Raw genomic sequence first — 24,301 nt, 5'->3', positions numbered from 1 at the left:
GATGATGGTGAATACTGTGAATAAGAATATTCAGGCGGGTAAACTAACGTACTCCGCTCTCGCTAAGATGGCGGGAATGGTCATCGGATTGTTGATGCTAGCTGTCAATGCGATAGCGGCGGATGCAAAACTAATGGAATCGTCTTTTGTTGCGCTTCCTGATAATAAACTTGAAATACGTTTCGATTTTGATGTGCCGCCAACGCTGCCTAAATCGTATATGACTAACAGTCCTGCGCGGGTTGTGCTGGATATGTGGGGCGTTGAAAATACTCAGAACAGCCGTTTGCTGAGTATTGAGAGTGGCAATGTTGATAAGATCAACTTCGCTCAGGTCGCCGGACGCTTAAGAGTAGTCGTTGATCTGTTTGAGGCCTCTTCTTTTGAAACCCGTACCGATGGTAATAGCTTGTTTTTGACCGTGGGCGACCGCGGAATGGCGAAACAAGAGACTGCTAAGGTAAGTAATTCAGTATCTGCTGGCTCTAAAGCTAAGCCTGTCTTGCCAGATAAAACTCATGTAAGTGGTGTGGATTTTGAACGGACTGCCGATGGTGCGGGCCGAGTTGTTGTCTCGTTGACCGATGATCGTGCCGGCGTTGATGTGATTGAAGAAGGTAATAATGTTGTTGTAAACCTGTTAGGTGTCGGCCTGTCCGCTAGCTTACAAAACCGCATTGATGTACAGGATTTTGCTACACCGGTGATGTTTATTGACTCTATGGCCAGTGGCGAGAATGTTTCTATTCTAATCAAGCCCTCCGCTGAGCCTTATGATTATATGGTTTATCAGACTAACAACCAGTTAGTTGTGGATGTGAAGCCGATCACTCAAGCTGAACAGGATCGTATCGAGGAAGAGCGTTTCCCTTATAGCGGTGAGCGCATCGACTTGGATTTCCAGAATGTAGAAGTACGCTCGGTATTGCAGATTCTAGCTGAAGTGGCTGAGATGAACTTGGTGGTCAGCGACAATGTTGGTGGTAATATCACCCTGCGGTTGAAAAATGTCCCTTGGGATCAAGCGTTAGACCTTATTCTGAACACCAATAAGCTTGATAAGCGTGAAATGGGCAATGTCCTGCTGATTGGTACAGCCGAAGAGATTTCCGAACGGGAACGGATCGAATTGGAAAGCAGCAAGCAAGTGGAAGAGTTAGCGCCACTGCGAACTGAGTTTATTCAAGTCGATTTCCGCAAAGCGTCCGATATGGTTTCTCGCTTGAATGAGGCTAAGCTGGTTTCAGAAAGAGGATTGATTTTAGCTGATGACGAAACCAATGTATTGATGGTGCGTGAAACAGCTAACCGAATGGAAGAGATCCGTTCAACCCTGCGTCGCTTCGATACTGAAGTTGCGCAGGTGCTGATCGAAGCGCGACTGGTGACGGCAAATACCACCGTATCCAAAGATCTTGGTGTTAAGTGGGGTCTCGGGTATGGGGATACCGATTCATCTGGTAACGGCATCTCAATCGGTAGTTCCATTTCAGGTGTGTCTTCACCCGGTTCTGTGCCTAGTGGTTTGATGGTTGACCTTGGCGCTAATGTTACGTCCCCAGCCTCTGTGGCGATTGGCCTTGCGTCTAATAGTGCACTGCTGCAGCTTGAGCTATCTGCATTGGAGTCTGATGGTCGTATCGAAGTTATTTCTCAACCCAAAGTTGTTACCACCAATGGTAAAATGGCTTTGATTGAGTCTGGTAAGGAAATTCCATATACCACCACCGATGATGACGGTAACACGGATACCGAATTCAAGGATGTGGTGCTGTCATTGGAAGTTACCCCACGTATTAATCCTGGGGATCGTATTGCCATGGACTTGGTGATTAAGAAAGATTCGATTGGTGAGACATTGTCCAACGGTGAGATCAGCATTATCAAAAACCTGCTGGAAACATCGGTTGTTGTGCCTGATGGACAAACCGTTGTATTGGGTGGCGTTTTTGAAAATGAAACACAAAACACTGTTAATAAAACCCCATTGTTGGGTGATATTCCGGTGCTTGGGGCTCTTTTCCGAAATAAGTCCACCTCGAATGTTAAGGCCGAACTACTTATTTTTATCACGCCTAAGCTGGTAAAAGAGTCACTGTCAGCTCAGTAAGGTTGTTGTATTGAATATATTTCTAATTGGCCCTATGGGTGCTGGTAAAAGCACCATAGGGCGTCTTCTTTCCCATGAGTTAAAGTTAAGGTTTGTCGATTCGGATAAAGTGATTGAAGAGCTTGCCGGGGCTGATATTCCCTGGATCTTCGATGTGGAGGGTGAGCAAGGATTCCGCGACCGGGAAGCGAAAATCATTGATCAGTTGAGTGCTGAAGATAATTTAGTGCTCGCGACCGGTGGTGGTGCTGTGTTGCGTTCTGAAAATCGTTCTAACTTGCAAGGCCGAGGCACAGTGGTTTATCTACAGGCTTCGGTTGCTCAACAGCTTGAGCGCACGGCGCGGGATAAAAACCGTCCCTTACTGCAAACACCCGATCCAGAAACGGTTCTGAATACACTGATGGAACAGCGTCATCCTCTTTATCTGCAAGTGGCCGATGTTGTGGTGGATACTGAACGTCGTAACCCCAAAGCGGTGGTTACTGATATAATGGCGGAGCTTCGTGCACAGCAAATTATCAAATAGAGATAAGCCCCTCCATGCAAACGTTAAACGTAGATCTTGCTGATCGCTCATACCCTATTTTTATTGGCTCCGACCTGTTTCGTGCTGAAAACCTGACTCCCTATATCAAAGGGAATCAGGTGCTGATTGTCAGTAACGAAACGGTGGCTCCCCTTTATCTTGATCAATTAAAAGCCGTGTTGCCTTCGGTTCAGGTGGATGATGTGATTCTACCTGACGGTGAGCAGTTCAAAACGTTGGATCAGCTCGGTGCAGTTTATGATCGTTTACTGGCCTGCCGGCATAATCGCACGACAACGCTGATTGCACTCGGTGGTGGGGTCGTCGGGGATATGACCGGCTTTGCGGCGGCTAGCTATCAGCGCGGTGTGAATTTTATTCAGATACCGACGACACTATTGTCGCAGGTTGACTCCTCTGTGGGTGGTAAGACGGGTGTTAACCATCCGCTGGGTAAGAATATGATTGGTGCTTTTCATCAGCCCCAAGTCGTATTGGCGAGTGTTGATGTATTAAGCACGCTGCCTGACCGTGAATTATCAGCGGGGCTGGCGGAAGTGATTAAATATGGATTGGTTTACGATATTACCTTTCTGGATTGGCTCGAAGCGAACATGACTGGGCTAATCGACCGGGATACTGCGCTATTGAGCCATGCTATCTATCGCTCCTGTGAACTCAAGGCTGAGGTGGTCGCTCAGGACGAAAAAGAGTCGGGTGTCCGGGCGTTGTTGAATCTAGGTCATACCTTCGGCCATGCAATTGAATCCTGTCAGGGGTATGGTAATTGGTTGCATGGCGAGGCGGTTGCAGTCGGTACCGTGATGGCAGCGGATCTTTCACGTCGACTGGGCTGGATTAGCGATGCTGATTATCAGCGAGTTGTACGTATTATGCAGACGGCAAATTTGCCGGTAGAAGCCCCTGAGGGTATGACTGCCGACGAGTTTATGTCGCTCATGGCGGTGGATAAAAAAGTGATTGATGGTCAGCTGCGATTGATTTTGCTGCGTGAGTTAGGCAATGCGGTGGTAACCGATCAATTCGAGCCACAAATGTTACAGCAAACATTAACCCACTTTACCGCTTAAGAGGGCGTGCAGATGGCAGAGCTTGAAGGAAATAGAGACGGTGACTTGGCGGATGCGTTTGCCGAATCGCACAAGGATTTCTTTTATGAGCCATCTTCACGATTGCAGATGCTGGAAAAACTTGAGCATCTCAGTCGCTTCAGTGACTTTTTATTATTAGTGACTGGGCCGTCCGGTTCAGGTAAGACAACCTTAGTACGCCGATTACAGGCGGCCCCGAGTGACCGAACCTTACGGCTATGTGCAGTTGATGGTCGTCAGACACCGGGATTGAACGGTTTATTGATCTCATTGAGTGAGCAGCTGAGTCCTGAGCTTGATATTCAGGCGGATAATCAGGCTATGCTCAACGCTATATACAGCTTCGCGCAGGTGATGGCGGTAGAGCACATCCAATGGGTTATTATCATTGATAATGCCGATGAGTTGGAGAAAGCTGCGATTCAACTGTTGTTACAGATGTTGAGTGAGGCTCAAGGTTTACCCATTAAGCCTCACCTGCTGATGGCCGCCGGGGAAAAATTTCAAGCGCAGCTACAGGGTTATGATGAATATGAGCTGTTAGATGCTCAGGTGCACCAACTGATGCTCGAACCGTTCACCTTTACCGAAGCCCGAACTTATCTGTTGCAGCGTTATAGTGCAGCGTCATCGCTAAGCGAAAAAGAGTTACAAGCGGTTTATGATGGTTCAGAAGGTTATCCTGGCGGGTTAAATCAGCAGGTTGAGCAGCAGTTGCGCGGTGGACGTGTTAAAAAGACGGCGCAACCAACGGGGCTTACTCGGGTGCACTTTGTCAGTATTGCCGCGGTGTTGTTAGTCGTATTACTCGGCAGTTTGTGGCAGTACTGGCCCGAAAGTGATGAGGGTACCACCCGCACTCAGGTAGAAATTCAATTACCGGTCGAAGCCGGTCCAGTGATCGCCTCGACTGAGTTGCCGCCTGTCAGTCCTATTGAAGCTGAGTCCGTTCAGGGTTCAGTTGAGTCTCTCTCTGATGATGCTATCGTGACAGCGCCGCAAACCAATCTAACTCCCGGCATACCGCCATCTGATGCCGCATTAGTTAAGGTTCAACCTGTCGCGCCAATTAATTTACCCGCTCTCGTCTGAGGTTGTTGTTGAAGCGGAGCCGTCAGCGGCTATCGCAGCGTTATCATCGACTCAGCCGATAGAGTCGCCAAGGGTACAGCCTCAAGTAAAAACGCAAGTGAAACCGTTAGTTCAGCCGGTCGTGAAACCTGAGCGCGCCCCCGTACGCCCCGCTGTTGCTGCTGAACCTAGCAAACCAGTGGTTGCGGCGAAAGCTGCAGTTGTGGCAGCGCCTAAGGCGGCTAAAATTGTCCCTGCACCTAAGCTTTCAGCGCCGGTCGTGGCTGCTTCATCACTGACCGAGGCGGAGCAAACATTGATGGGTTGGCCTGCTTCTGGTTATACGCTGCAGATGCTTGGCGCGGGGCTGAAAAGCAGTGCCGAACAGTTTATTCGGGCTCAGGCTGAGCCGCAGAAGTTTTACATGTTTCAAACCCGTTACAAAAATAAGCCCTGGTTTGTGGTAGTCTATGGACAGTTTAAAGACCGTAATACCGCGCATGCGGCTGCGGCCACACTCCCTTCAGCCTTGGCTAAGCTGAAGCCTTGGGCGAGGACTATTCAGGGGATTCAGGCGGATATAGCGACCAGAAAATAGGTTTTTTTTGTCTTACCTCGGTAAACAAAAAATTCATCTGTCTTGCTTATAATTTGTCCTTCCCACCCTCGCTGTGTAAAATACCTGTCCCTTTTTCCCTGCATTTATAACTGTAGCTGGAATATGGTGGATGCAATATATTGATAATTAAGAACTTTTTGGTGGGATTCGTTTATGAGCATAGGTCTGTATCGCCCTGGTGAGTTCAAAGACAACTGTGGTTTTGGCCTGATGGCCCATATGCAAGGTGAACCAAGCCACAACGTATTGTTGAAGGCGATTGAAGCACTTGCATGTATGACCCACCGTGGTGGGATCGCGGCTGACGGCAAAACCGGAGATGGCTGCGGGTTACTGATGCAGAAGCCGGATGCGTTTCTGCGTGCTGCTGCAAAGAGCGACCTCGGGGTTGAACTTGGGGATAGCTATGCCGTCGGCATGGTCTTTCTGTCTAAAGAGCCGGCCCTCGCGGCGGCTGCACGGGAAGTATTGAATAATGAATTGGCAGCGCAAGGATTGATTGTTGCCGGTTGGCGCGTCGTGCCGACGGATCCTACCTGTCTGGGCCCGATTGCAAAAGACACGCTGCCATTGATTGAGCAGGTTTTTGTGACCACCGATAAAGTCGATCGCGAATTTGCGGTTAGCCTATATACGGCCCGTCGCAAGGCCGAGATCGCTCTGAGTGCAGATAGCGATTTCTATATCTGTAGTCTATCGGATAAGGTTATTTCCTATAAAGGTCTGACAATGCCGGTGGATCTGCCGGTGTTCTACCAAGATCTCAGCGATGAGCGTCTGGAAACCGCTATCTGTACTTATCATCAGCGTTTCTCAACCAACACTGCGCCACGCTGGCCGTTGGCTCAGCCGTTCCGTTTGCTGGCTCACAATGGTGAAATTAATACCATTGAGGGGAACCGCAACTGGTCTCGCGCCCGTTCGAGTAAGTTCGTTACCGAACTGCTGCCGAATGTGGATGAGCTGCAGCCGATTGTTAATACCACCGGTTCCGATTCTTCTAGTATGGATAACATGCTGGAATTCTTGATGGTAGGCGGCATGGATCTTTACCGTGCTGCGCGCATGATCGTGCCACCGGCTTGGCAGAATGTGGATACCATGGATGCCGAGTTACGGGCATTCTATGATTACAACTCCATGCATATGGAGCCTTGGGATGGCCCTGCCGGTATGGTAATGACCGACGGCCGTTTCGCGGTTTGTATGCTGGACCGAAATGGCCTGCGTCCATCCCGTTGGGTGATGACCAATGATGGCCTGATCTGTACCGCATCAGAGATCGGTGTGTTTGATTATAAACCTGAAGATGTTGTATCTCAGGGGCGTGTTGGTCCGGGTCAAATTCTCTCTATCGATACCCAAACCGGGGAAGTGTTACATACCGCCGATGTGGATGAGCGACTGAAGAAAGCGCAGCCCTATAAGAAGTGGATGCGTGAAAACGCTTTACCTCTCGAACAAACCATGAACCTGACTGAAGAGTCAAAATCTTTCTGTGAGATGACCCCGGAAGAGGTCAAAACACATATGAAGATGTTCCAGGTGACCTTCGAAGAACGGGATCAAATCCTGCGACCATTGGGCGAAAGCGGTATGGAAGCCGTGGGTTCCATGGGTGACGACAAGCCAATGGCGGTGCTGTCATCAAAAGTGCGCTCTGTTTATGATTACTTCCGCCAGCAGTTTGCTCAGGTGACTAACCCACCGATAGATCCCCTGCGGGAAGCGATCGTGATGTCGTTGGAAACCTGTATCGGTGCTGAGCGAAACGTCTTTGAAGAAACACCAGAACATGCGCGTCGGGTTATTCTGACGACTCCAGTGTTGTCGGCCAGTAAGTTTTTGCGCCTGAAAAACAACACTGTTGATGGCTTTGGTGTAGCGCAGATCGATCTGAACTATGACCCTACGGTTATGGATCTAAAAGCGGCGATTGAATCGGTTGCTGATCAAGCCGAAGCCTTGGTGCGTTCCGGCAAGGTTATTATTATCCTGTCTGATTTCGCGATAGCTGAAGGCAAATTGCCGGTGCATGCCGCGATGGCGACCGGTGCCGTACATCACCGTTTGATTAACTCCGGCCTGCGGGCTGACGCTAATATTGTGGTGGAAACCGGTACGGTTCGTGATCCGCATCACTTTGCTGTGCTGTTTGGCTTCGGTGCAACTGCAGTTTATCCATACCTTGCGTATCGTGTCTTGACTGACCTGTGTGCTACCGGCGAGATGCGGATGGACTGGCTCGATAGTCATGAAAACTATCGTAAAGGTATTAAGAAAGGCCTGATGAAGATCCTCTCGAAGATGGGGATCTCTACGGTGGCATCTTATCGTGGTGCCCAGCTGTTTGAAGCCGTGGGTATTTGCTCTGAAGTGGTTGATCTGTGTTTCTCTGGAGTTGCTAGCCGTATCGAAGGCGCTGATTTCAGCGATTTCCAGAAAGATCAGCAGATATTGTCTAACGACGCTTGGATTGCCCGTAAGAAAATCCAACAGGGTGGTTTACTAAAATACGTCCATGGCGGTGAATATCACGCCTACAACCCGGATGTGGTACGCACGATCCATACGGCTGTTCGCAGTGCTGATGCCGCTGATTATCAGGCCTATGCTGATCTGGTGAATAAGCGTGGCGTGGCCACGATTCGCGACCTGATGGGGTTGCGGAAAGATGTTCACTCGATTCCCCTGAGTGAAGTGGAACCGGTCGAAAATCTGTTTAAACGTTTCGACTCCGCGGCGATGTCACTCGGTGCCCTGTCTCCAGAAGCGCATGAATGTCTGGCGATGGCGATGAACGAGTTGGGCGGTCGCTCGAACTCCGGTGAGGGGGGGAAGATCCTGCTCGTCATGGGACCAATCGGCGTTCTAAGATTAAACAGGTGGCGTCTGGTCGCTTTGGTGTGACTCCTGAATACCTGATCAATGCGGATGTAATGCAGATTAAGGTCGCTCAGGGTGCTAAGCCCGGTGAAGGTGGACAGCTGCCCGGTGGTAAAGTAAACGAGTTGATCGCACGGCTGCGTTATTCAGTGCCGGGTGTGACGCTGATTTCGCCACCGCCGCACCATGATATCTACTCGATTGAAGATTTGGCTCAGCTGATTTTCGATCTGAAACAGGTTAACCCAGAAGGGCTGGTTTCAGTGAAGCTGGTTTCTCGTCCAGGTGTTGGCACGATTGCCTGTGGTGTGGCCAAGGCCTATGCTGATCTAATTACGATCTCCGGTTATGATGGCGGTACTGCGGCTAGCCCACTGACATCGGTTCATTATGCCGGGTCGCCATGGGAGCTGGGTCTGGCCGATGCGCATCAATCACTGCGCGGTAATCATTTGCGTGGCAAGATTCGCCTGCAAACGGACGGCGGTTTAAAAACGGGTCTGGATGTGGTTAAAGCAGCGATCCTTGGTGCTGAGAGTTTTGGTTTCGGTACCATGCCGATGGTTGCTGTCGGTTGTAAGTATCTACGTATCTGTCATTTGAATAACTGTGCCACCGGTGTGGCAACCCAAAACGAAGAGCTGCGGGAGAAACATTACCGTGGCACGGTCGAGATGGTGAAAAACTATTTCCGCTTCGTTGCTGAAGAAACCCGTCAGTGGATGGCTTCGGTTGGTGTTCGCTCGTTGGAGGAGCTGGTCGGTCGCGTTGATCTGCTGGAACTGCTGGCCGGTACCACGGTTAAACATGGCAAATTAGATCTGTCGCCGCTGATCTCGGATGCTGGTATTCCGGCTGAATATCCGCAAACCTGTCAGGTTGAACACAACGATCCTTATGATACCGGTGCTTTGAATAGCAAGATGCTAGCACTGGCAGAACAAGCGATTAAAGATAAGTCTGGTGCCGAGTTTGAGTTGGTAATTACTAACTGTGACCGCTCAGTTGGTGCTCGCACTTCCGGTGCTATCGCGAAGGTGCATGGCAATCTTGGCATGTCTTCAGCGCCAATTCGCTTTAACTTTACCGGTCATGCCGGGCAGAGCTTTGGTGTTTGGAACGCCGGTGGTCAGGAATTATTCCTCAAGGGTGATGCCAACGACTATGTCGGCAAAGGCATGGCGGGCGGTAAGATTGTTATCAGTCAGCCAGATGTTGTCACCTATGCGAGCAATGAAACGGCGATTATCGGTAATACCTGTCTATACGGTGCTACCGGCGGTACGTTGTATGCAGCGGGTTGTGCGGGCGAGCGTTTTGCGGTGCGTAACTCAGGTTGTCATGCGGTTATCGAAGGTGCCGGTGATCACTGTTGTGAGTACATGACCGGTGGTCTGATTACGGTACTGGGTCAAACGGGCTACAACTTCGGTGCGGGTATGACCGGTGGCTTCGCTTATGTACTGGATATGGATAATACCTTTGTTGATAAGTACAACCATGAGTTGGTGGATATCCATCGGGTCGCGCCACAGCACATGGAAGAGTACAAAAACCATCTGCGCTCTGTGATTATCGGCTTTGTTAAAGCCACCGCTAGTCAGTGGGGTCAGGAGATGATTGATAACTTCGATGACTATATCGGTCGTTTCTGGTTGGTTAAGCCAAAAGCCGCCAGTCTGGGAGAGCTGCTGACTGATATGCGCTCTCGTCCGGAGTGATGGGTTCATCGAACAGGTGTTTAGTTATAGCTGTGTCTGCCTGCGGGCAGACATTATTAGGCGGGGTGAAGAATGTCTGAACGTCTGAAGAATGATTTTCAGTTTCTGGAAGTAGAGCGTGAAGGACCAACCAAGATTGCAGCGAATGTCCGTAAGAAGGAGTTTGCTGAGATCTATGAGCCGTTCAAATCTGAGGATGCGTCGGAACAAGCGCATCGTTGTCTTGAGTGCGGCAATCCATACTGTGAGTGGAAGTGTCCGGTACACAACTATATTCCTAACTGGCTTAAGTTGGTGTCAGAAGGCAATATTATTGAAGCGGCCGAGCTGAGTCATCAGACCAACTCATTACCGGAAGTCTGTGGCCGTGTTTGTCCACAGGACCGTTTGTGTGAAGGTGCCTGTACACTGAATGATGAGTTTGGTGCTGTGACAATTGGTTCGGTGGAAAAGCATATCACCGATACCGCGTTTGCCATGGGCTGGCGTCCGGATATGAGTAAAGTGCCGGTCACCGACAAAAAAGTGGCTGTCATCGGGGCTGGTCCTGCGGGTCTGGCTGCGGCGGATGTACTGGTGCGGAACGGTGTTAAACCGGTGGTCTTTGATCGCCATCCAGAAATTGGTGGCTTGCTGACCTTTGGTATCCCAGAGTTTAAACTGGATAAAGATATCATGGTGCGTCGCCGTGAAGTCTTTACCGACATGGGTGTTGAGTTCCGTCTGAATACTGAAATTGGTAAAGACGTGCAGATGCAAACACTGGTCGATGAATACGATGCAGTATTTCTCGGTATGGGTACCTATACCTACATGAAGGGTGGTTTCCCCGGTGAAGAGTTGGAGGGTGTTTATGATGCCTTGCCGTTCTTGATCTCTAACGTCAACCGTTGCCTTGGCTTTGAAAAAGACGTGGCCGATTACATCGGCGTGAAGGGTAAGAATGTGGTTGTGCTCGGCGGTGGTGATACCGCGATGGACTGTAACCGTACCTCTATTCGTCAAGAAGCCAACAGTGTTACCTGTGTTTACCGTCGTGATGAAGCCAATATGCCGGGTTCTAAACGTGAAGTTGAAAACGCTCGTGAAGAGGGTGTGCAGTTCATGTTTAACCGCCAACCGGTGGAAGTTGTCGGTGATGGCACTAAAGTGACCGGTATTAAAGTGGTGACTACCCAAATGGGTGAGCCGGATGAAAACGGTCGTCGTCGTCCTGAAGTGGTCGAAGGCAGTGAAGAAGTTCTGCCAGCGGATGCGGTTCTGGTTGCCTTTGGTTTCCGTCCAAGTCCTGCACCATGGTTTGCGGATTTTGGTATCGATCTGCATCAGGATGGCCGTATCAAAACCTCGGTCGATGAAGCGTTTGCCTTCCAAACTAGCAATGAGAAAGTATTTGCCGGTGGTGATATGGTGCGCGGCTCTGATCTCGTTGTTACCGCTATCGACGAAGGCCGTAAAGCGGCCGAAGGCATGTTGGATTACCTTAAAGTGTAATTATCTGCCTGTTTGAAAAAGGTCGCTTCGGCGGCCTTTTTTTATCTTTATGTTACAGATCAGCAAACAGGAGAGTTGTTCGCGCCTGTGTGTAAAAACCTGTAAAATGCCCCCAGTTTTGAATCTGAATCGAGAAAAAGCAATGGCTGAATTGAAGAATGATCGTTTTCTGCGCGCGCTGATGCGTGAGCCTGTCGATGTTACACCGGTATGGATGATGCGTCAGGCGGGTCGTTATCTGCCAGAGTATCGTGCGACTCGTGCTCAGGCCGGTGATTTTATGAGCCTGTGCAAGAATAAAGAGCTAGCTTGCGAAGTGACTATTCAGCCGTTGGAGCGTTACGATCTCGATGCCGCGATTCTGTTCTCCGATATTCTGACCATTCCTGATGCGATGGGTTTAGGTTTGTACTTCGAAGCGGGCGAAGGGCCTAAGTTTAAAAAGGTTATCCGTACTGAAGCCGATGTTGATGCGCTGCCGGTGCCGGATTCAGCCCGTGATCTTGATTATGTGATGGATGCAGTGAAAACCATCCGTACTGAGCTGAATGGCCGGGTTCCATTGATCGGTTTTTCTGGCAGTCCTTGGACGCTGGCAACCTATATGGTTGAGGGCGGTTCGAGTAAAGATTTCCGGCATATTAAACAGATGATGTATGCGACCCCAGAGGTGCTGCATCAGCTGTTAGACAAGTTGGCCCAGTCTGTGACTGACTACCTTAACCAACAGATCCTCAGTGGCGCTCAGGCAGTACAGATCTTTGATACCTGGGGTGGTGTGCTGAGTGGCCCAATGTATCAGCTGTTCTCGCTTAACTATATGCAGAAGATTGCTAATGGTTTGATCCGTGAACATGAGGGCCGTACCGTGCCGGTGATTATGTTTACTAAGAACGGTGGTCAGTGGCTCGAAGCGATGACTGAATCCGGTGCCGATGCGTTAGGTTTGGACTGGACTATCAATATTGATGATGCCCGTGCGAGGGTTGGCGATAAAGTGGCGCTGCAGGGAAATATGGATCCGTCCGTGCTGTATGGTTCAGCCGACGTTATTCGTACCGAAGTCGCCGACATTCTGGCTCGTTACGGCAGTGGTCCGGGTCATGTGTTCAACCTCGGACACGGTATACATCAGTTTGTTGATCCTGATCAGCCTAAAATTTTTGTTGATGCGGTGCATGAACTCAGTGCGCAGTATCACGTCTAACAGACATCATGTTAAATAAGGGGGCGTTAAGCCCTCTTTTGTTATCTAGCGGAAAATCATGAAACGACTGACTCAACTTTTAGACAGCAATCGGCAGTGGGCCGAACAGATTAACCAGGATGATCCGCACTTTTTTGAAACCCTCGCTCAACAGCAGGCGCCGGAATATCTTTGGATCGGTTGTTCTGATAGCCGGGTGCCGGCCAACGAGATTGTGGGTATGTTGCCGGGTGAGCTATTTGTACATCGTAATGTATCAAACCTGGTTATCCACACGGATATGAACTGCCTTTCTGTGATTCAGTATGCGGTTCAGGTGCTCAAGGTTAAACATATCATGGTAGTGGGACATTACGGTTGTGGTGGTGTTAAGGCGGCGTTAGAGAGCACTCCTCATGGCTTGATCGATAACTGGTTGCGGCAGATTCGCAAGGTGAATCAAAAACATCGTGATCTGCTATCCGCATGGGATCATTCTCATCAGCGATTGGATCGGCTATGTGAGCTCAATGTGATTGAGCAAGCGTTTAACGTCTGTGAAACCACGATTGTTCAAGATGCTTGGGCCGAGGGGCAAGATCTGACCGTGCACGGTTGGATCTACGGTTTGAATGATGGGTTAGTCAATGATCTCGAATTCAATGCTTCTGAGGATGAAGAGGTTGAAACGCAATATAATTTGGCGATCAGTAAGATTGAAGCCTTGCGGCAATTGGCGGTCGCATCGGAAAAAGGTCACAATGCCCGCACCTTGTGGGACCGAGTACGTAAGCTCTTTGATTAACTGTTTTTGCAACGACTAGCTCTGATAACAAAAAGCCCCGCAGTTGCGGGGCTTTTTTTAGCGGGTGTTACTTAGCCGCTTGAAGCGACTGCTCTAAATCAGCTAGTAGGTCATCGATATGCTCGATACCGATGGATAGGCGAACCATTTCATCGCTAACACCTGCAGATTTCAGCTCTTCATCGTTCAACTGACGGTGAGTGGTTTCAGCAGGGATAGATGCCAGTGATTTGCAATCGCCGATATTCACAAGGCGAGTGAAAATATTCAGCGCATCATAGAACTTACGGGTCGCTTCACGGCCACCGGCGATACCAAAGCTGAGGATGCCGGATGCCTGTCCGTTCATATACTTCTTAGCCAAGGCATTGTCTTTGTGGCTTTCCAAACCTGCGTAGCTCACCCATTTGACCTGTTCATGGCCTTCTAGGTATTTAGCTACCTTGAGGGTGTTTTCGCAGACCCGTTCCATCCGCAGTGACAGTGTTTCAACACCTTGCAGCAATAAGAAGGCGTTCATGGGTGACAGTGCCGCACCGGTATTGCGCAGTGGTACCACGCGACAGCGACCAATAAAGGCGGCTGGACCAAAGGCTTCGGTGTAGACCACGCCGTGGTAAGAGATATCGGGGGTATTTAGCAGTGGGAAACGATCAGCGTGGTCAGCCCAAGGGAATTTGCCTGAGTCGATAATGACACCGCCGATGGAGTTACCGTGGCCGCCAATATACTTAGTGGCCGCTTGAACAACGATATCCGCACCGTGTTCGATAGGACGCCACAGGGCTGGGCTAGCGACGGTGCTGTCGACGATCAATGGCAGACCGTGTTTATGGGCCAGTTCAGCCAGTGTTTCAATATCAGCAATGCCGCCGGATGGGTTGCCGATCGATTCGCAATAGATGGCGCGGGTGCGATCATCGATCAGGGCTTCCATTGCACTAAAGTCATCTTTATTGGCAAAGCGGGTTTCAATACCTTGACGGGGCAGTGTGTGAGCAAACAGGTTGTAGGTGCCGCCGTATAGCTCGCTAGTGGCGATGATGTTGTCACCGACTTCCGCAATTGTTTGGATCGCGTAGGTGATGGCTGCCATGCCCGATGCCACGGCCAGTGCCGCAACACCGCCTTCCATCGCGGCGATCCGCTGTTCCAGTACATCGCTGGTTGGATTCATGATGCGGGTGTAGATATTGCCAGGGACTTTCAGATCAAACAGATCGGCGCCGTGTTGGGCATTGTCAAAAGCGTAAGAAGTGGTTTGATAGATCGGCACCGCGGCCGCTTTAGTCGTTTCTTCCGGGCTGTAACCACCATGGACGGCAATTGTTTCCAGTTTCATCTGATGCTCCTCATGAACAATGTGATACGTTTATTTTCGTTTTAGGTCGATTCTTGTGCGCTAGATTGTAGCCCTTCAGCGGCAGAAATAAAGTTCTCTTTTGTACAAGCTGCCGCTGCTTCCGCTAGAATGCGCTGACTGATTTGAGAGGAGAGCCCGATGGCTAAGGCAAAGAGTGCGTATGTCTGTAATGACTGCGGTGCAGATTATTCTAAATGGCAGGGGCAATGTAGCGCCTGCCATGCGTGGAATACCCTGACCGAAGTGCGCCTCGGCAGCGCCAAACCTAGTGCCGCACGAGGCGCGCGGTTTGAAGGCTATGCGGGCGCAGGTGGCCTAGCCAAGGTGCAAGATTTATCGGAAGTTAATCTGGCGGATATGCCGCGCTTTGCTTCGGGCTCGGGTGAACTTGACCGGGTATTGGGTGGCGGGCTAGTGCCCGGCTCGGCAATTTTGATCGGCGGCCATCCGGGGGCGGGTAAGAGTACGCTGTTATTACAGACTATGTGCCATCTAGCACAGCAGATGCCTGCGTTATATGTCACCGGTGAGGAATCATTACAGCAGGTGGCCTTACGGGCGCAGCGTTTGGGGCTGACCACCACGAATCTGAAGATGCTGTCAGAAACCAGTGTTGAGCAGATCTGTACTATCGCCGAGCAGCTCAAACCGAAAGTGCTGGTGGTGGATTCGATTCAGGTGATGCATGTGGATGATGTGCAATCGGCCCCGGGTAGCGTCTCACAGGTGCGTGAAGCAGCAGCTTATTTGACTCGGTTTGCCAAACAGACCGGCACGGTGCTATTTCTGGTGGGTCATGTGACCAAGGATGGCTCGCTCGCTGGACCAAAAGTGCTGGAACATATGATCGATTGTTCGTTGCAACTTGAGGGGGATAGCGATGGTCGTTTTCGTACCCTGCGTAGCCATAAGAATCGCTTTGGCGCGGTGAATGAGCTGGGCGTGTTCGCGATGTTAGAGCAAGGTTTAAAAGAGGTGAAAAACCCCAGTTCGATCTTTTTGAGTCGCGGTGATAAGCCTAGCCCCGGCAGCTTGGTCATGGTGGTATGGGAAGGAACGCGGCCGCTGTTGGTCGAGGTGCAGGCGCTGGTGGATCAGAGTCATGTGAATAACCCACGCCGCATAGCGGTAGGGCTAGAGCAAAACCGTCTAGCGATGTTGTTGGCGGTTTTGAATCGTCACGGTGGGCTGCAAACCGGCGATCAGGATGTTTTCGTTAACGTGGTCGGTGGTGTCAAAGTATTAGAGACCAGCGCCGACTTGGCATTATTGCTGTCGGTGGTGTCGAGCTTTCGTGATCGAGCCTTGCCGCAAGATCTAATTGCCTTTGGTGAAGTCGGCTTGTCCGGCGAGATACGGCCAGTACCCAATGGGCAAGAACGGATTAAAGAAGCGGCTAAACATGGTTTCCGTCGGGCCATTGTGCCTAAGGCTAATGTGCCGAAGCGGTCGCCGGAGGGGATGACGGTGGTAGGGGTTAGTCAGCTATCGGAAGCACTAGATGCGCTCTGAGTTACTCTTTTGCGCTGAGGTGTTCTAGCTCTCTTTCGAGTAGCACTTCAGAGCCTAAGTTCAGCTCAACTAGGCGGCGCAGGTGGGTTAGGCTTTCTAGCTCCATCGTCTGAGCCTCAAAGCCTAGATAGGTGCCAAGGTGGTGACGTAGAATCACGGGCATGCGGATAACGATATCATTAGACAAGCGAATCACTAATTCCGCAGCATCGCCTATGTCCAATAGTGCAGGGGCGATCACCGATGTTAGCGCGCCTTGAAATGAGATATCAATCAGCTTGATGGGCCAGCTATTATCTGCGGTTTGAATTTCGCAGTCTGCGTCAAAGGTGATGCGTTGGAAACGTCGCCGATCAGTCATAGTTTTCTCCTGCTATTACGTTAAGAATATCTGTTCTACAGAGAACATCAATTGGTTTACACAGCTTGAGATATTAAAAAACCGGCACGGGGCCGGTTTTTAATATGCTGATAAGGCGGCGGGCGCGCTTATTTAGCGATGCGCTTATACTTGATACGTTCTGGCTGATGATCCTTACCGTAACGCTTTTTGTAATCTTCGGCGTATTCGGTGTAGTTACCTTCAAAGAACTGCACGCTAGAGTCGCCCTCGTAGGCCAGCATATGGGTGCAGACACGGTCGAGGAACCAACGGTCGTGTGAGATCACCACGGCGCAACCTGGGAATGCCAGTAAAGCTTCCTCCAGTGCTCGCAGAGTTTCGACATCCAGATCGTTGGTTGGCTCATCGAGTAGCAGTACGTTACCACCCTCTTTGAGCAGTTTCGCCATATGCAATCGGTTACGTTCACCGCCGGACAGATCTTTAACAAATTTCTGCTGATCGGCACCTTTAAAGTTAAAACGGCCGCAGTAAGCGCGGGACGAGGTGGTGTAGTTGCCTACAACAATATTGTCCTGCCCTTCAGAAATCTCTTCCCAGACGGTTTTGTTGCCCGCTAGATCACGGCTTTGATCGACATAAGCCAGCTTGACAGTGTCGCCAACTTCAATGGTGCCAGTATCTGGCTGTTCCAGCCCGGTAATCATTTTAAATAGGGTTGATTTACCCGCACCGTTACCACCGATGATGCCGACAATGGCACCCTGCGGAATTGTCAGTGATAGGTCTTCAAACAGCACTTTGTCGCCAAATGATTTGGTCACATTATGCAGTTCAATTACTTTCTCGCCCAGACGAGGCCCTGGTGGAATATAGATTTCAGAGGTTTCGTTGCGTGTTTGGAACTCACGGGAGTTCATCTCTTCAAACTGGCGCAGACGGGCCTTTGATTTAGCCTGGCGGCCTTTCTGCCCCTGACGTACCCATTCTAACTCGGCATTGACCGCTTTATGGTGGGCCGCTTCCTGTTTGGATTCCATTTCTAGGCGCTTATCTTTCTGCTCTAGCCAGCTAGAGTAGTTGCCTTCGTAAGGTATGCCGCGACCACGGTCGAGCTCCAAAATCCAGCCCGCTGCGTTATCCAAGAAATAACGGTCGTGGGTGATGGCCACTACGGTGCCGGGGTATTCCTGAAGAAAACGTTCGATCCAAGCGATCGATTCAGCATCCAAGTGGTTGGTCGGCTCATCCAGCAACAGCATATCGGGCTTGTCGAGCAGTAGGCGGCAGAGCGCCACACGGCGACGTTCACCCCCGGAAAGGTTTTTGATTTCTGCATCCCACGGTGGCAGACGCATTGCATCGGCGGCCCGTTCCAACATGACGTCCAGATTATGGCCGTCTTTCGCCGCGATGAGATCTTCATAGCGAGCTTGCTGTTTGGCCAATTCGTCAAAATCAGCATCGGGTTCGGCGTAGGCTGCGTAGACGCCTTCGAGTCCATCCAGTGCTTCTTTTACATCAGCAACGGCTTCTTCAACCACTTCGCGGACGGTTTTGCTGTCATCGAGTTGTGGTTCCTGAGGCAGATAGCCGACATTGATGCCCGGCATTGGCCGTGCTTCACCAAGGTATTCTTTATCTAAACCCGCCATGATTTTGAGCAGGGAGGATTTACCCGACCCGTTCAGGCCCAATACGCCGATCTTGGCGCCAGGAAAGAAGGACAGGGAGATATCTTTTAGTATTTCGCGTTTGGGGGGCACTACTTTGCCGACCCGGTTCATGCTGTAAACGTACTGAGCCATTACACAACCTGTTTTCTGTTATCTCAAAACTGCGCATATCTTAGCCCTACAAAGAGTTTATTGCTATTTGATATAGGTCAAAAAAGCCACTGGAGAATCTGAAATGAGCTTTCTACACTAAGGATGCACCGGGTGACGAAGGCTGCTGGGGCGCTAATTATCGAGCTAATAAGGGCTTATTGGTCTGTCGCTTAACGCGCTGAAAGAACCGCCGGCGGCGTTGTCATCTTAGGGTGCATCACTTTAATCATGACTGGGAGGACCGAGAGATGAACAATCTGACACGTTTTAATAGTTTATTTGACGATACATTCTTTAATGATTTCTTTCGCCCGGTACAGCGTGCGGAAACTGGCGATAAAGTGCCCGCTATTGATGTGCATGATGGCGAAGGTCAATATTTGGTGAGGGTTGATCTGCCGGGTATCAAAAAAGAAGATATCAATGTCGCGTTGGAAAATGGGGTGTTGTCGATCAGCGCCGAAACGACACAGGAAGACAAACAGGAAAAAGATGGCAAGTTAATTCGCCAAGAACGCCACTACGGTAAATTTGTTCGCTCCTTGAGTGTCGGTGCTGATGTTGACCCTGCTGGCATTAAAGCTAGCTTTGATAACGGCGTGTTGAATTTGACACTGCCTAAAGTTCAGCAACAACAGCCTTCCAACGTCACTATCGCGATCGAATAGGGTCGCGCCCACGAAACGATATTCCCGATAGCGTGCCGTTGTTGGGAATATCGCCTTTATGAACGAAATTCTCTCTTAACTGACTCACTTTCAAGTGCGTTTTGTATATAAATTCGACTATAATACGCGGCTTTTCCAAGGCCCTGAAGATCGTTGCTGCGACAGCACGGTAGCCGGGCCGGTGTAAATCTCAACCTTGGGGACCGCTAATGTTTAGCAAAGAGATGACTATCGCTGGTTTTGATCCAGATCTATATGCTGCGATGCAGGCTGAGGCCAAGCGTCAGGAAGAGCATATCGAACTGATTGCTTCTGAAAATTATACCAGCCCACGGGTAATGGAAGCACAGGGTTCTGAGCTGACCAATAAATATGCGGAAGGTTACCCTGGCAAGCGTTACTACGGCGGTTGCGAGCATGTTGATGTGGTTGAACAGCTGGCGATTGATCGCGCTAAAGAGCTGTTCAGTGCAACCTATGCTAACGTCCAGCCTCACTCAGGCTCACAGGCTAATGCTGCTGTTTATATGGCGCTGTGTCAGCCGGGTGATACTGTGTTGGGCATGAGCTTAGCTCACGGTGGTCACTTGACTCACGGTGCCGCGGTTAGCTTTTCGGGTCGTATCTACAATGCAGTTCAGTACGGTTTGAATGCTGAAACTGGTGAGATCGATTACGCTGAAGTTGAACGTTTGGCGCTGGAACACAAACCCAAAATGATCGTGGCGGGCTTCTCTGCTTACTCTCGTATCGTTGATTGGCAGCGTTTCCGTGATATCGCCGATAAAGTGGGTGCTTATCTGTTCGTCGATATGGCTCACGTTGCTGGCTTGGTTGCGGCGGGTGTTTACCCTAGCCCATTATCCGTGGCGGATGTGGTAACAACGACAACGCATAAAACCCTCGGTGGTCCTCGTGGTGGTTTGATTCTGTCGGCTAATGCGGATGAAGATTTGCAGAAAAAGCTGAACTTTGCGGTTTTCCCTGAATCTCAGGGTGGTCCGTTGATGCATGTTATCGCTGCTAAGGCGGTATGCTTCAAAGAAGCGATGCAGGATGATTGGAAAGCGTATCAGGCTCAGGTTGTTAAAAATGCTCAGAGCATGGCTAAAGTGTTTAAAGAGCGCGGTATTAAAATCGTCTCTGATGGCACCGATGACCACCTATTCTTGGTCGATCTGATCGGTAAAGAATATACCGGTAAAGATGCTGATGCAGCGCTTGGTCGGGCAAACATCACCGTGAATAAAAACTCAGTACCAAACGATCCGCGTTCTCCGTTTGTGACTTCTGGTTTGCGTATCGGTACACCTGCGATTACCCGTCGTGGCTTTAAAGAAGCGGAAGCTGAGCAATTGACTCAGTGGATCTGCGATGTGCTGGATAACATCGATAACGAAGATGTGATTAACACTGTTAAACAGAACGTTTTGGATATCTGTGCTCGCTTCCCGGTTTATAAGTAAACCGTTACAATAGGCACTATTGACGATCTGTTTCTCTATCGGGGCGCCTTGTGCGCCCCGGTTGTTTATATAAGCGCTGTTAAATGACCGGTTAGAAGTGTTTATCTAAGCATTAAAACGCTCTCTTTTGGCTGCTAGCACAGCCACGCTCTTTGAGGATGATATATGTACTGTCCGTTCTGTAATGCTCATGAAACCAAGGTGGTCGATTCCCGCTTGGTGGCAGAAGGACAGCAGATTCGCCGTCGGCGCGAATGTATCACCTGTCATGAACGTTTTACCACCTATGAAGCCGCTGAGCTTCTGATGCCCCGTCTAATTAAAGCCGATGGCACCCGCCAACCCTACGATGAAGATAAGCTACGTGCCGGTATCCAACGAGCCGTTGAAAAACGACCTGTTAGTGTCGAAGATATCGAAGCTTGTATTAGCCGTATTAAACAGCGTATGCGGGCGACGGGTGAACGTGAGCTACCTTCTCGCTCCGTGGGTGAAGAGGTGATGCATGAACTGCGTAAGTTGGATCAAGTCGCTTATGTGCGATTTGCCTCAGTGTATCGTAGCTTTCAGGATATCAATGAGTTTAAAGAAGAGATCGATCGCTTGTCAGAACAGAAAAAAGAGGACGCCGTGAAGGCCAAGTAATCAGGATGACAGACTGGAGCGTTGCAGATCACCAATTTATGTCCCTCGCCGTCAAGCTTGCTTGGCAGGGGCTGTATACCACCGAGCCAAATCCGCGGGTTGGCTGTGTGCTGGCTAAAGATGGCAACCTGATTGCACAGGGGTATCATCGTAAAGCCGGTGAAGGCCATGCGGAGGTTAACGCCCTACGTCAGGCCGGAGATCAGGCCAAAGGCTGTACTGCCTACGTTACTTTGGAGCCCTGTAGTCATTTTGGCAAAACGCCACCCTGTGCTGATGCCTTGATTAAGGCTGGAGTCGCTGAAGTTGTTGTCGGCATGGTCGATCCCAATCCGCAGGTGTCGGGTAATGGGTTAGAAAAACTACGGCAGGCGGGCATCGCCGTGCGTTGCGGGTTGATGGAGGATCAGTGTCGTCAGCTCAATCCCGGCTTTATTAACCGTATGGCAATAGGGCGACCTTTTGTGCGTCTAAAAATGGCGGCGAGCCTCGATGGACGTACGGCGATGGCTTCCGGTGAAAGTCAGTGGATTACCGGACCGTTAGCACGACAGGATGTGCAGCGGTTACGGGCTCGTAGTTCTGCGGTGATCAGTGGCGTGGCATCGATTATTAGCGATGATGCCTCATTAACGGTACGGCAAGCCGAACTAGGGCTGGATAATGCGGCTGAAATCGCTCAGCGCCAGCCGTTACGAGTGATCTTGGATAGTTCGGCGCGGATACCCGAACAGGCGAAGTTGCTTAGTTTGCCAGGCCGTACCCTGATTGTTAGCTGTGTCGATGCCCCCGCTTTTATTTCGGCATATAAGAATGTTGAATGGTTAACGTTAGCGGCCCACAATGGGGCGATTGATCTGCCTCTGTTGTTGCAGGAACTGGCCTGTCGAGAATGTAATGAAGTGTTGGTCGAAACCGGTGCGACCCTCGCGGGTGCTTTTATGGCAGCCGGGCTGGTGGATGAGTTGGTGCTGTATCAGGCCATGAAACTATTGGGCAGCAATGCTCGGCCGATGTTTTTATTACCGCTGGATAAAATGAGCCAGCAGAAACAATTTAAGCTGATCGATAGTCGGGTGTTGGGCGATGATGTTCGCTTGACGTTGATTCCTCGGCAGGAGAAATAAAGATGTTTACCGGAATTATTGAAGCGGTTGGCGTTGTTGCCGCCGCCGAAGAGGTGCAGGGCGATCTGCGACTGTATATCCGAACCGGTGATCTGGATCTGTCCGATGTTAAACTCGGTGACAGTATTGCCGTAAATGGTGTGTGTTTAACCGCGGTAGCGCTGCCCGGTGATGGTTTTTGGGCCGATGTGTCACGAGAAACCCTAGTGCACACGCGGTTTCCAAGCGTGGTGCCGGGCGAGCGAGTGAATTTAGAAAAAGCGATGCAACCGACTACCCGTTTTGGCGGACATATTGTGACCGGTCATGTGGATGGGCTCGGCGAAGTGATCTCGGTGGAAACCGATGCGCGTTCGATTCGCTATAAAATCAGTGCGCCAAAAGGGATTGCGCGTTATATCGCGGCAAAAGGTTCGATTACCGTGGATGGTGTCAGTCTGACGGCGAATGCTGTTGATGGCCATGTTTTTGATCTGAATATTGTACCTCATACAGCGCAAGAAACTATAATAGCCAGCTACCAGTCTGGCCGAAAAGTACATCTGGAAGTTGATATTATTGCCCGTTACATGGAGCGTCTGATCAATTACACAGATGATAATATAACGGAAGCAGCGGGCGGGGTGAGTATGGCTACCCTCGCGAGTGCTGGTTTCCTGAACCGCCGCTAATACGGCAACAGAGGCTTTAGTTTAATGGAATTAAATACCCCCCAGGAACTGATCGATGATATCCGTCAGGGCAAAATGGTTATCCTTATGGATGACGAAGACCGGGAAAATGAAGGCGATATCCTGATTGCGGCCGAGATGGTGCGCACTGAAGATATCAACTTTATGGCTACCCATGCCCGTGGTTTGATCTGCCTGACCTTGACCCGTGAGCGCTGTAAACAATTGAAATTGCCGTTGATGGTGCAATCCAATGGTGCGGCTTTTTCGACTAACTTTACCCTGTCGATTGAAGCAGCTGAAGGTGTTACCACCGGTATCTCGGCGGCCGATCGTGCGCATACGGTACGTACTGCGGTACGCGAAAGTGCTAAGCCAGAAGATATTGTTCAACCGGGGCACATTTTTCCATTGATGGCTGATCCCGGCGGTGTTTTGAGTCGCGCGGGTCACACCGAAGCGGGTTGCGACCTAGCGCGATTGGCGGGTTTGACGCCAGCGGCGGCGATTGTGGAAGTCATGAATGATGACGGCTCGATGGCGCGTCGTCCTGATTTAGAAAAATTTGCTGAGAAGCATAATCTAAAAATCGGTACCATTGCCGATCTGATCCACTACCGTACCATCAATGAACATACGGTGATGCGTGACGGTGAAGGTGTCTTGGCGACCGAGTTCGGTGATTTTAACTATGTAACTTTCCGTGATGAAATTCAGGATTGTACTCATATGGCACTCACACTGGGGACGATTACTCCAGAAGAGCCAACGCCAGTGCGGGTACATCTGCGGACTGAAGTGTTGCGCGACGTTGTCGGTGCGGCGCCTGAAGAAGAGTTGAAATGGACGATGCGTCGGGCACTGAAAAAAGTGGCCGAGGAAGGCAAGGGTGTCGTGCTGTTGTTGGATACTGGCGTTAGGGTTGATCTGGGTGATGCTCTGAATCAGATGCTCAATACCGGTAAGAAAATCCGTCAGCACAATATTAGTGCTTCAGGGTCTTATCTCACGGTTGGAACCGGCTCTCAGATTCTCCGGGATCTGGGCGTAGGAAAAATGCGGGTGCTCAGTTCACCTATGAAATTCAATGCGATCTCCGGTTTCGATCTGGAGATTGTCGATTACATTGCTTGCGAAGAGTAAA

The 24,301-nt window shown here is 50.3% G+C and carries 18 protein-coding genes and 1 pseudogene; 16 read left to right on the top strand and 3 right to left on the bottom strand.

What is annotated here, in order from left to right:
* Position 1: 1 nt before the first annotated feature.
* The 9 genes and pseudogenes from AC0L4K_RS18030 (at position 2) to can (ending at position 13,533) form a co-directional block, all read left to right on the top strand.
* Positions 2-2,110: a type IV pilus secretin PilQ gene (locus tag AC0L4K_RS18030; protein ID WP_473267446.1), complete on the top strand. Its 2,109-nt coding sequence runs from the start codon at positions 2-4 to the stop codon at positions 2,108-2,110.
* 10 nt (positions 2,111-2,120) lie between these two features.
* A complete protein-coding gene (gene aroK, locus AC0L4K_RS18025; protein ID WP_417226512.1) occupies positions 2,121-2,639 on the top strand; it encodes a shikimate kinase AroK in 519 nt (172 codons plus the stop codon).
* A 14-nt stretch (positions 2,640-2,653) separates the two neighbouring features.
* Entirely contained in the window at positions 2,654-3,730 is a 1,077-nt protein-coding gene (aroB, locus tag AC0L4K_RS18020) for a 3-dehydroquinate synthase (RefSeq protein WP_473267445.1), read from the top strand.
* 12 nt (positions 3,731-3,742) lie between these two features.
* Positions 3,743-4,843 carry an AAA family ATPase gene (locus AC0L4K_RS18015; RefSeq protein WP_473267444.1) on the top strand — a complete coding sequence of 367 codons (1,101 nt, stop codon included), beginning with the start codon at positions 3,743-3,745 and terminating at the stop codon, positions 4,841-4,843.
* A gap of 97 nt (positions 4,844-4,940) precedes the next feature.
* Positions 4,941-5,420, top strand: a complete 480-nt coding sequence (locus AC0L4K_RS18010; protein ID WP_473267443.1) for an SPOR domain-containing protein — start codon at positions 4,941-4,943, stop codon at positions 5,418-5,420.
* A 174-nt stretch (positions 5,421-5,594) separates the two neighbouring features.
* A pseudogene (gene gltB, locus AC0L4K_RS18005) lies at positions 5,595-10,048 on the top strand (glutamate synthase large subunit).
* Positions 10,049-10,120: 72 nt separating this feature from the next.
* Positions 10,121-11,542: an FAD-dependent oxidoreductase gene (locus AC0L4K_RS18000; RefSeq protein WP_417226520.1), complete on the top strand. Its 1,422-nt coding sequence runs from the start codon at positions 10,121-10,123 to the stop codon at positions 11,540-11,542.
* 142 nt (positions 11,543-11,684) lie between these two features.
* Positions 11,685-12,749: a uroporphyrinogen decarboxylase gene (gene hemE / locus AC0L4K_RS17995; protein WP_417226521.1), complete on the top strand. Its 1,065-nt coding sequence runs from the start codon at positions 11,685-11,687 to the stop codon at positions 12,747-12,749.
* Positions 12,750-12,807: 58 nt separating this feature from the next.
* Positions 12,808-13,533 carry a carbonate dehydratase gene (gene can / locus AC0L4K_RS17990; protein WP_417226523.1) on the top strand — a complete coding sequence of 242 codons (726 nt, stop codon included), beginning with the start codon at positions 12,808-12,810 and terminating at the stop codon, positions 13,531-13,533.
* Positions 13,534-13,600: 67 nt separating this feature from the next.
* On the opposite strand, the gene AC0L4K_RS17985 is transcribed toward can, so the two are convergent.
* Positions 13,601-14,875, bottom strand: a complete 1,275-nt coding sequence (locus AC0L4K_RS17985) for an O-acetylhomoserine aminocarboxypropyltransferase/cysteine synthase family protein (RefSeq protein ID WP_473267442.1) — start codon at positions 14,873-14,875, stop codon at positions 13,601-13,603.
* A 159-nt stretch (positions 14,876-15,034) separates the two neighbouring features.
* On the opposite strand from AC0L4K_RS17985, the gene radA reads away from it, so the two are divergent.
* The gene (gene radA, locus AC0L4K_RS17980) at positions 15,035-16,408 is read left to right on the top strand and encodes a DNA repair protein RadA (RefSeq protein WP_417226527.1); all 1,374 of its coding nucleotides are present in this window, start codon (positions 15,035-15,037) and stop codon (positions 16,406-16,408) included.
* 1 nt (position 16,409) lies between these two features.
* Here the strand turns inward: radA and AC0L4K_RS17975 are convergent, their stop codons facing one another.
* Together AC0L4K_RS17975 and ettA are read right to left on the bottom strand one after the other, a co-directional pair.
* A complete protein-coding gene (locus AC0L4K_RS17975) occupies positions 16,410-16,769 on the bottom strand; it encodes a PilZ domain-containing protein (protein ID WP_417226528.1) in 360 nt (119 codons plus the stop codon).
* 128 nt (positions 16,770-16,897) lie between these two features.
* The gene (ettA, locus tag AC0L4K_RS17970; RefSeq protein WP_473267441.1) at positions 16,898-18,559 is read right to left on the bottom strand and encodes an energy-dependent translational throttle protein EttA; all 1,662 of its coding nucleotides are present in this window, start codon (positions 18,557-18,559) and stop codon (positions 16,898-16,900) included.
* A 269-nt stretch (positions 18,560-18,828) separates the two neighbouring features.
* Here ettA and AC0L4K_RS17965 point away from each other — a divergent pair, with 269 nt between their 5' ends.
* From AC0L4K_RS17965 to ribBA, 6 genes are all read left to right on the top strand, one after another.
* Entirely contained in the window at positions 18,829-19,248 is a 420-nt protein-coding gene (locus tag AC0L4K_RS17965) for an Hsp20/alpha crystallin family protein (protein ID WP_473267440.1), read from the top strand.
* 209 nt (positions 19,249-19,457) lie between these two features.
* Positions 19,458-20,714, top strand: coding sequence for a serine hydroxymethyltransferase (gene glyA / locus AC0L4K_RS17960; protein ID WP_417226533.1), 1,257 nt, complete (start codon positions 19,458-19,460; stop codon positions 20,712-20,714).
* Positions 20,715-20,879: 165 nt separating this feature from the next.
* Positions 20,880-21,359 carry a transcriptional regulator NrdR gene (gene nrdR, locus AC0L4K_RS17955; protein ID WP_417226535.1) on the top strand — a complete coding sequence of 160 codons (480 nt, stop codon included), beginning with the start codon at positions 20,880-20,882 and terminating at the stop codon, positions 21,357-21,359.
* A 5-nt stretch (positions 21,360-21,364) separates the two neighbouring features.
* Positions 21,365-22,486 (top strand): bifunctional diaminohydroxyphosphoribosylaminopyrimidine deaminase/5-amino-6-(5-phosphoribosylamino)uracil reductase RibD, encoded by a 1,122-nt coding sequence (gene ribD, locus AC0L4K_RS17950; protein WP_473267439.1) that lies wholly within the window; start codon positions 21,365-21,367, stop codon positions 22,484-22,486.
* Between the two features lie 2 nt (positions 22,487-22,488).
* Positions 22,489-23,157: a riboflavin synthase gene (locus tag AC0L4K_RS17945; protein ID WP_473267438.1), complete on the top strand. Its 669-nt coding sequence runs from the start codon at positions 22,489-22,491 to the stop codon at positions 23,155-23,157.
* 24 nt (positions 23,158-23,181) lie between these two features.
* Positions 23,182-24,300, top strand: coding sequence for a bifunctional 3,4-dihydroxy-2-butanone-4-phosphate synthase/GTP cyclohydrolase II (ribBA, locus tag AC0L4K_RS17940; RefSeq protein ID WP_417226541.1), 1,119 nt, complete (start codon positions 23,182-23,184; stop codon positions 24,298-24,300).
* Position 24,301 lies beyond the last annotated feature (1 nt).

Source organism: Amphritea sp. GJ51-11, from assembly GCF_055808735.1.
Note: the sequence above shows the minus strand (reverse complement) of the source record. Positions and strands in the feature narration are given on the sequence as shown.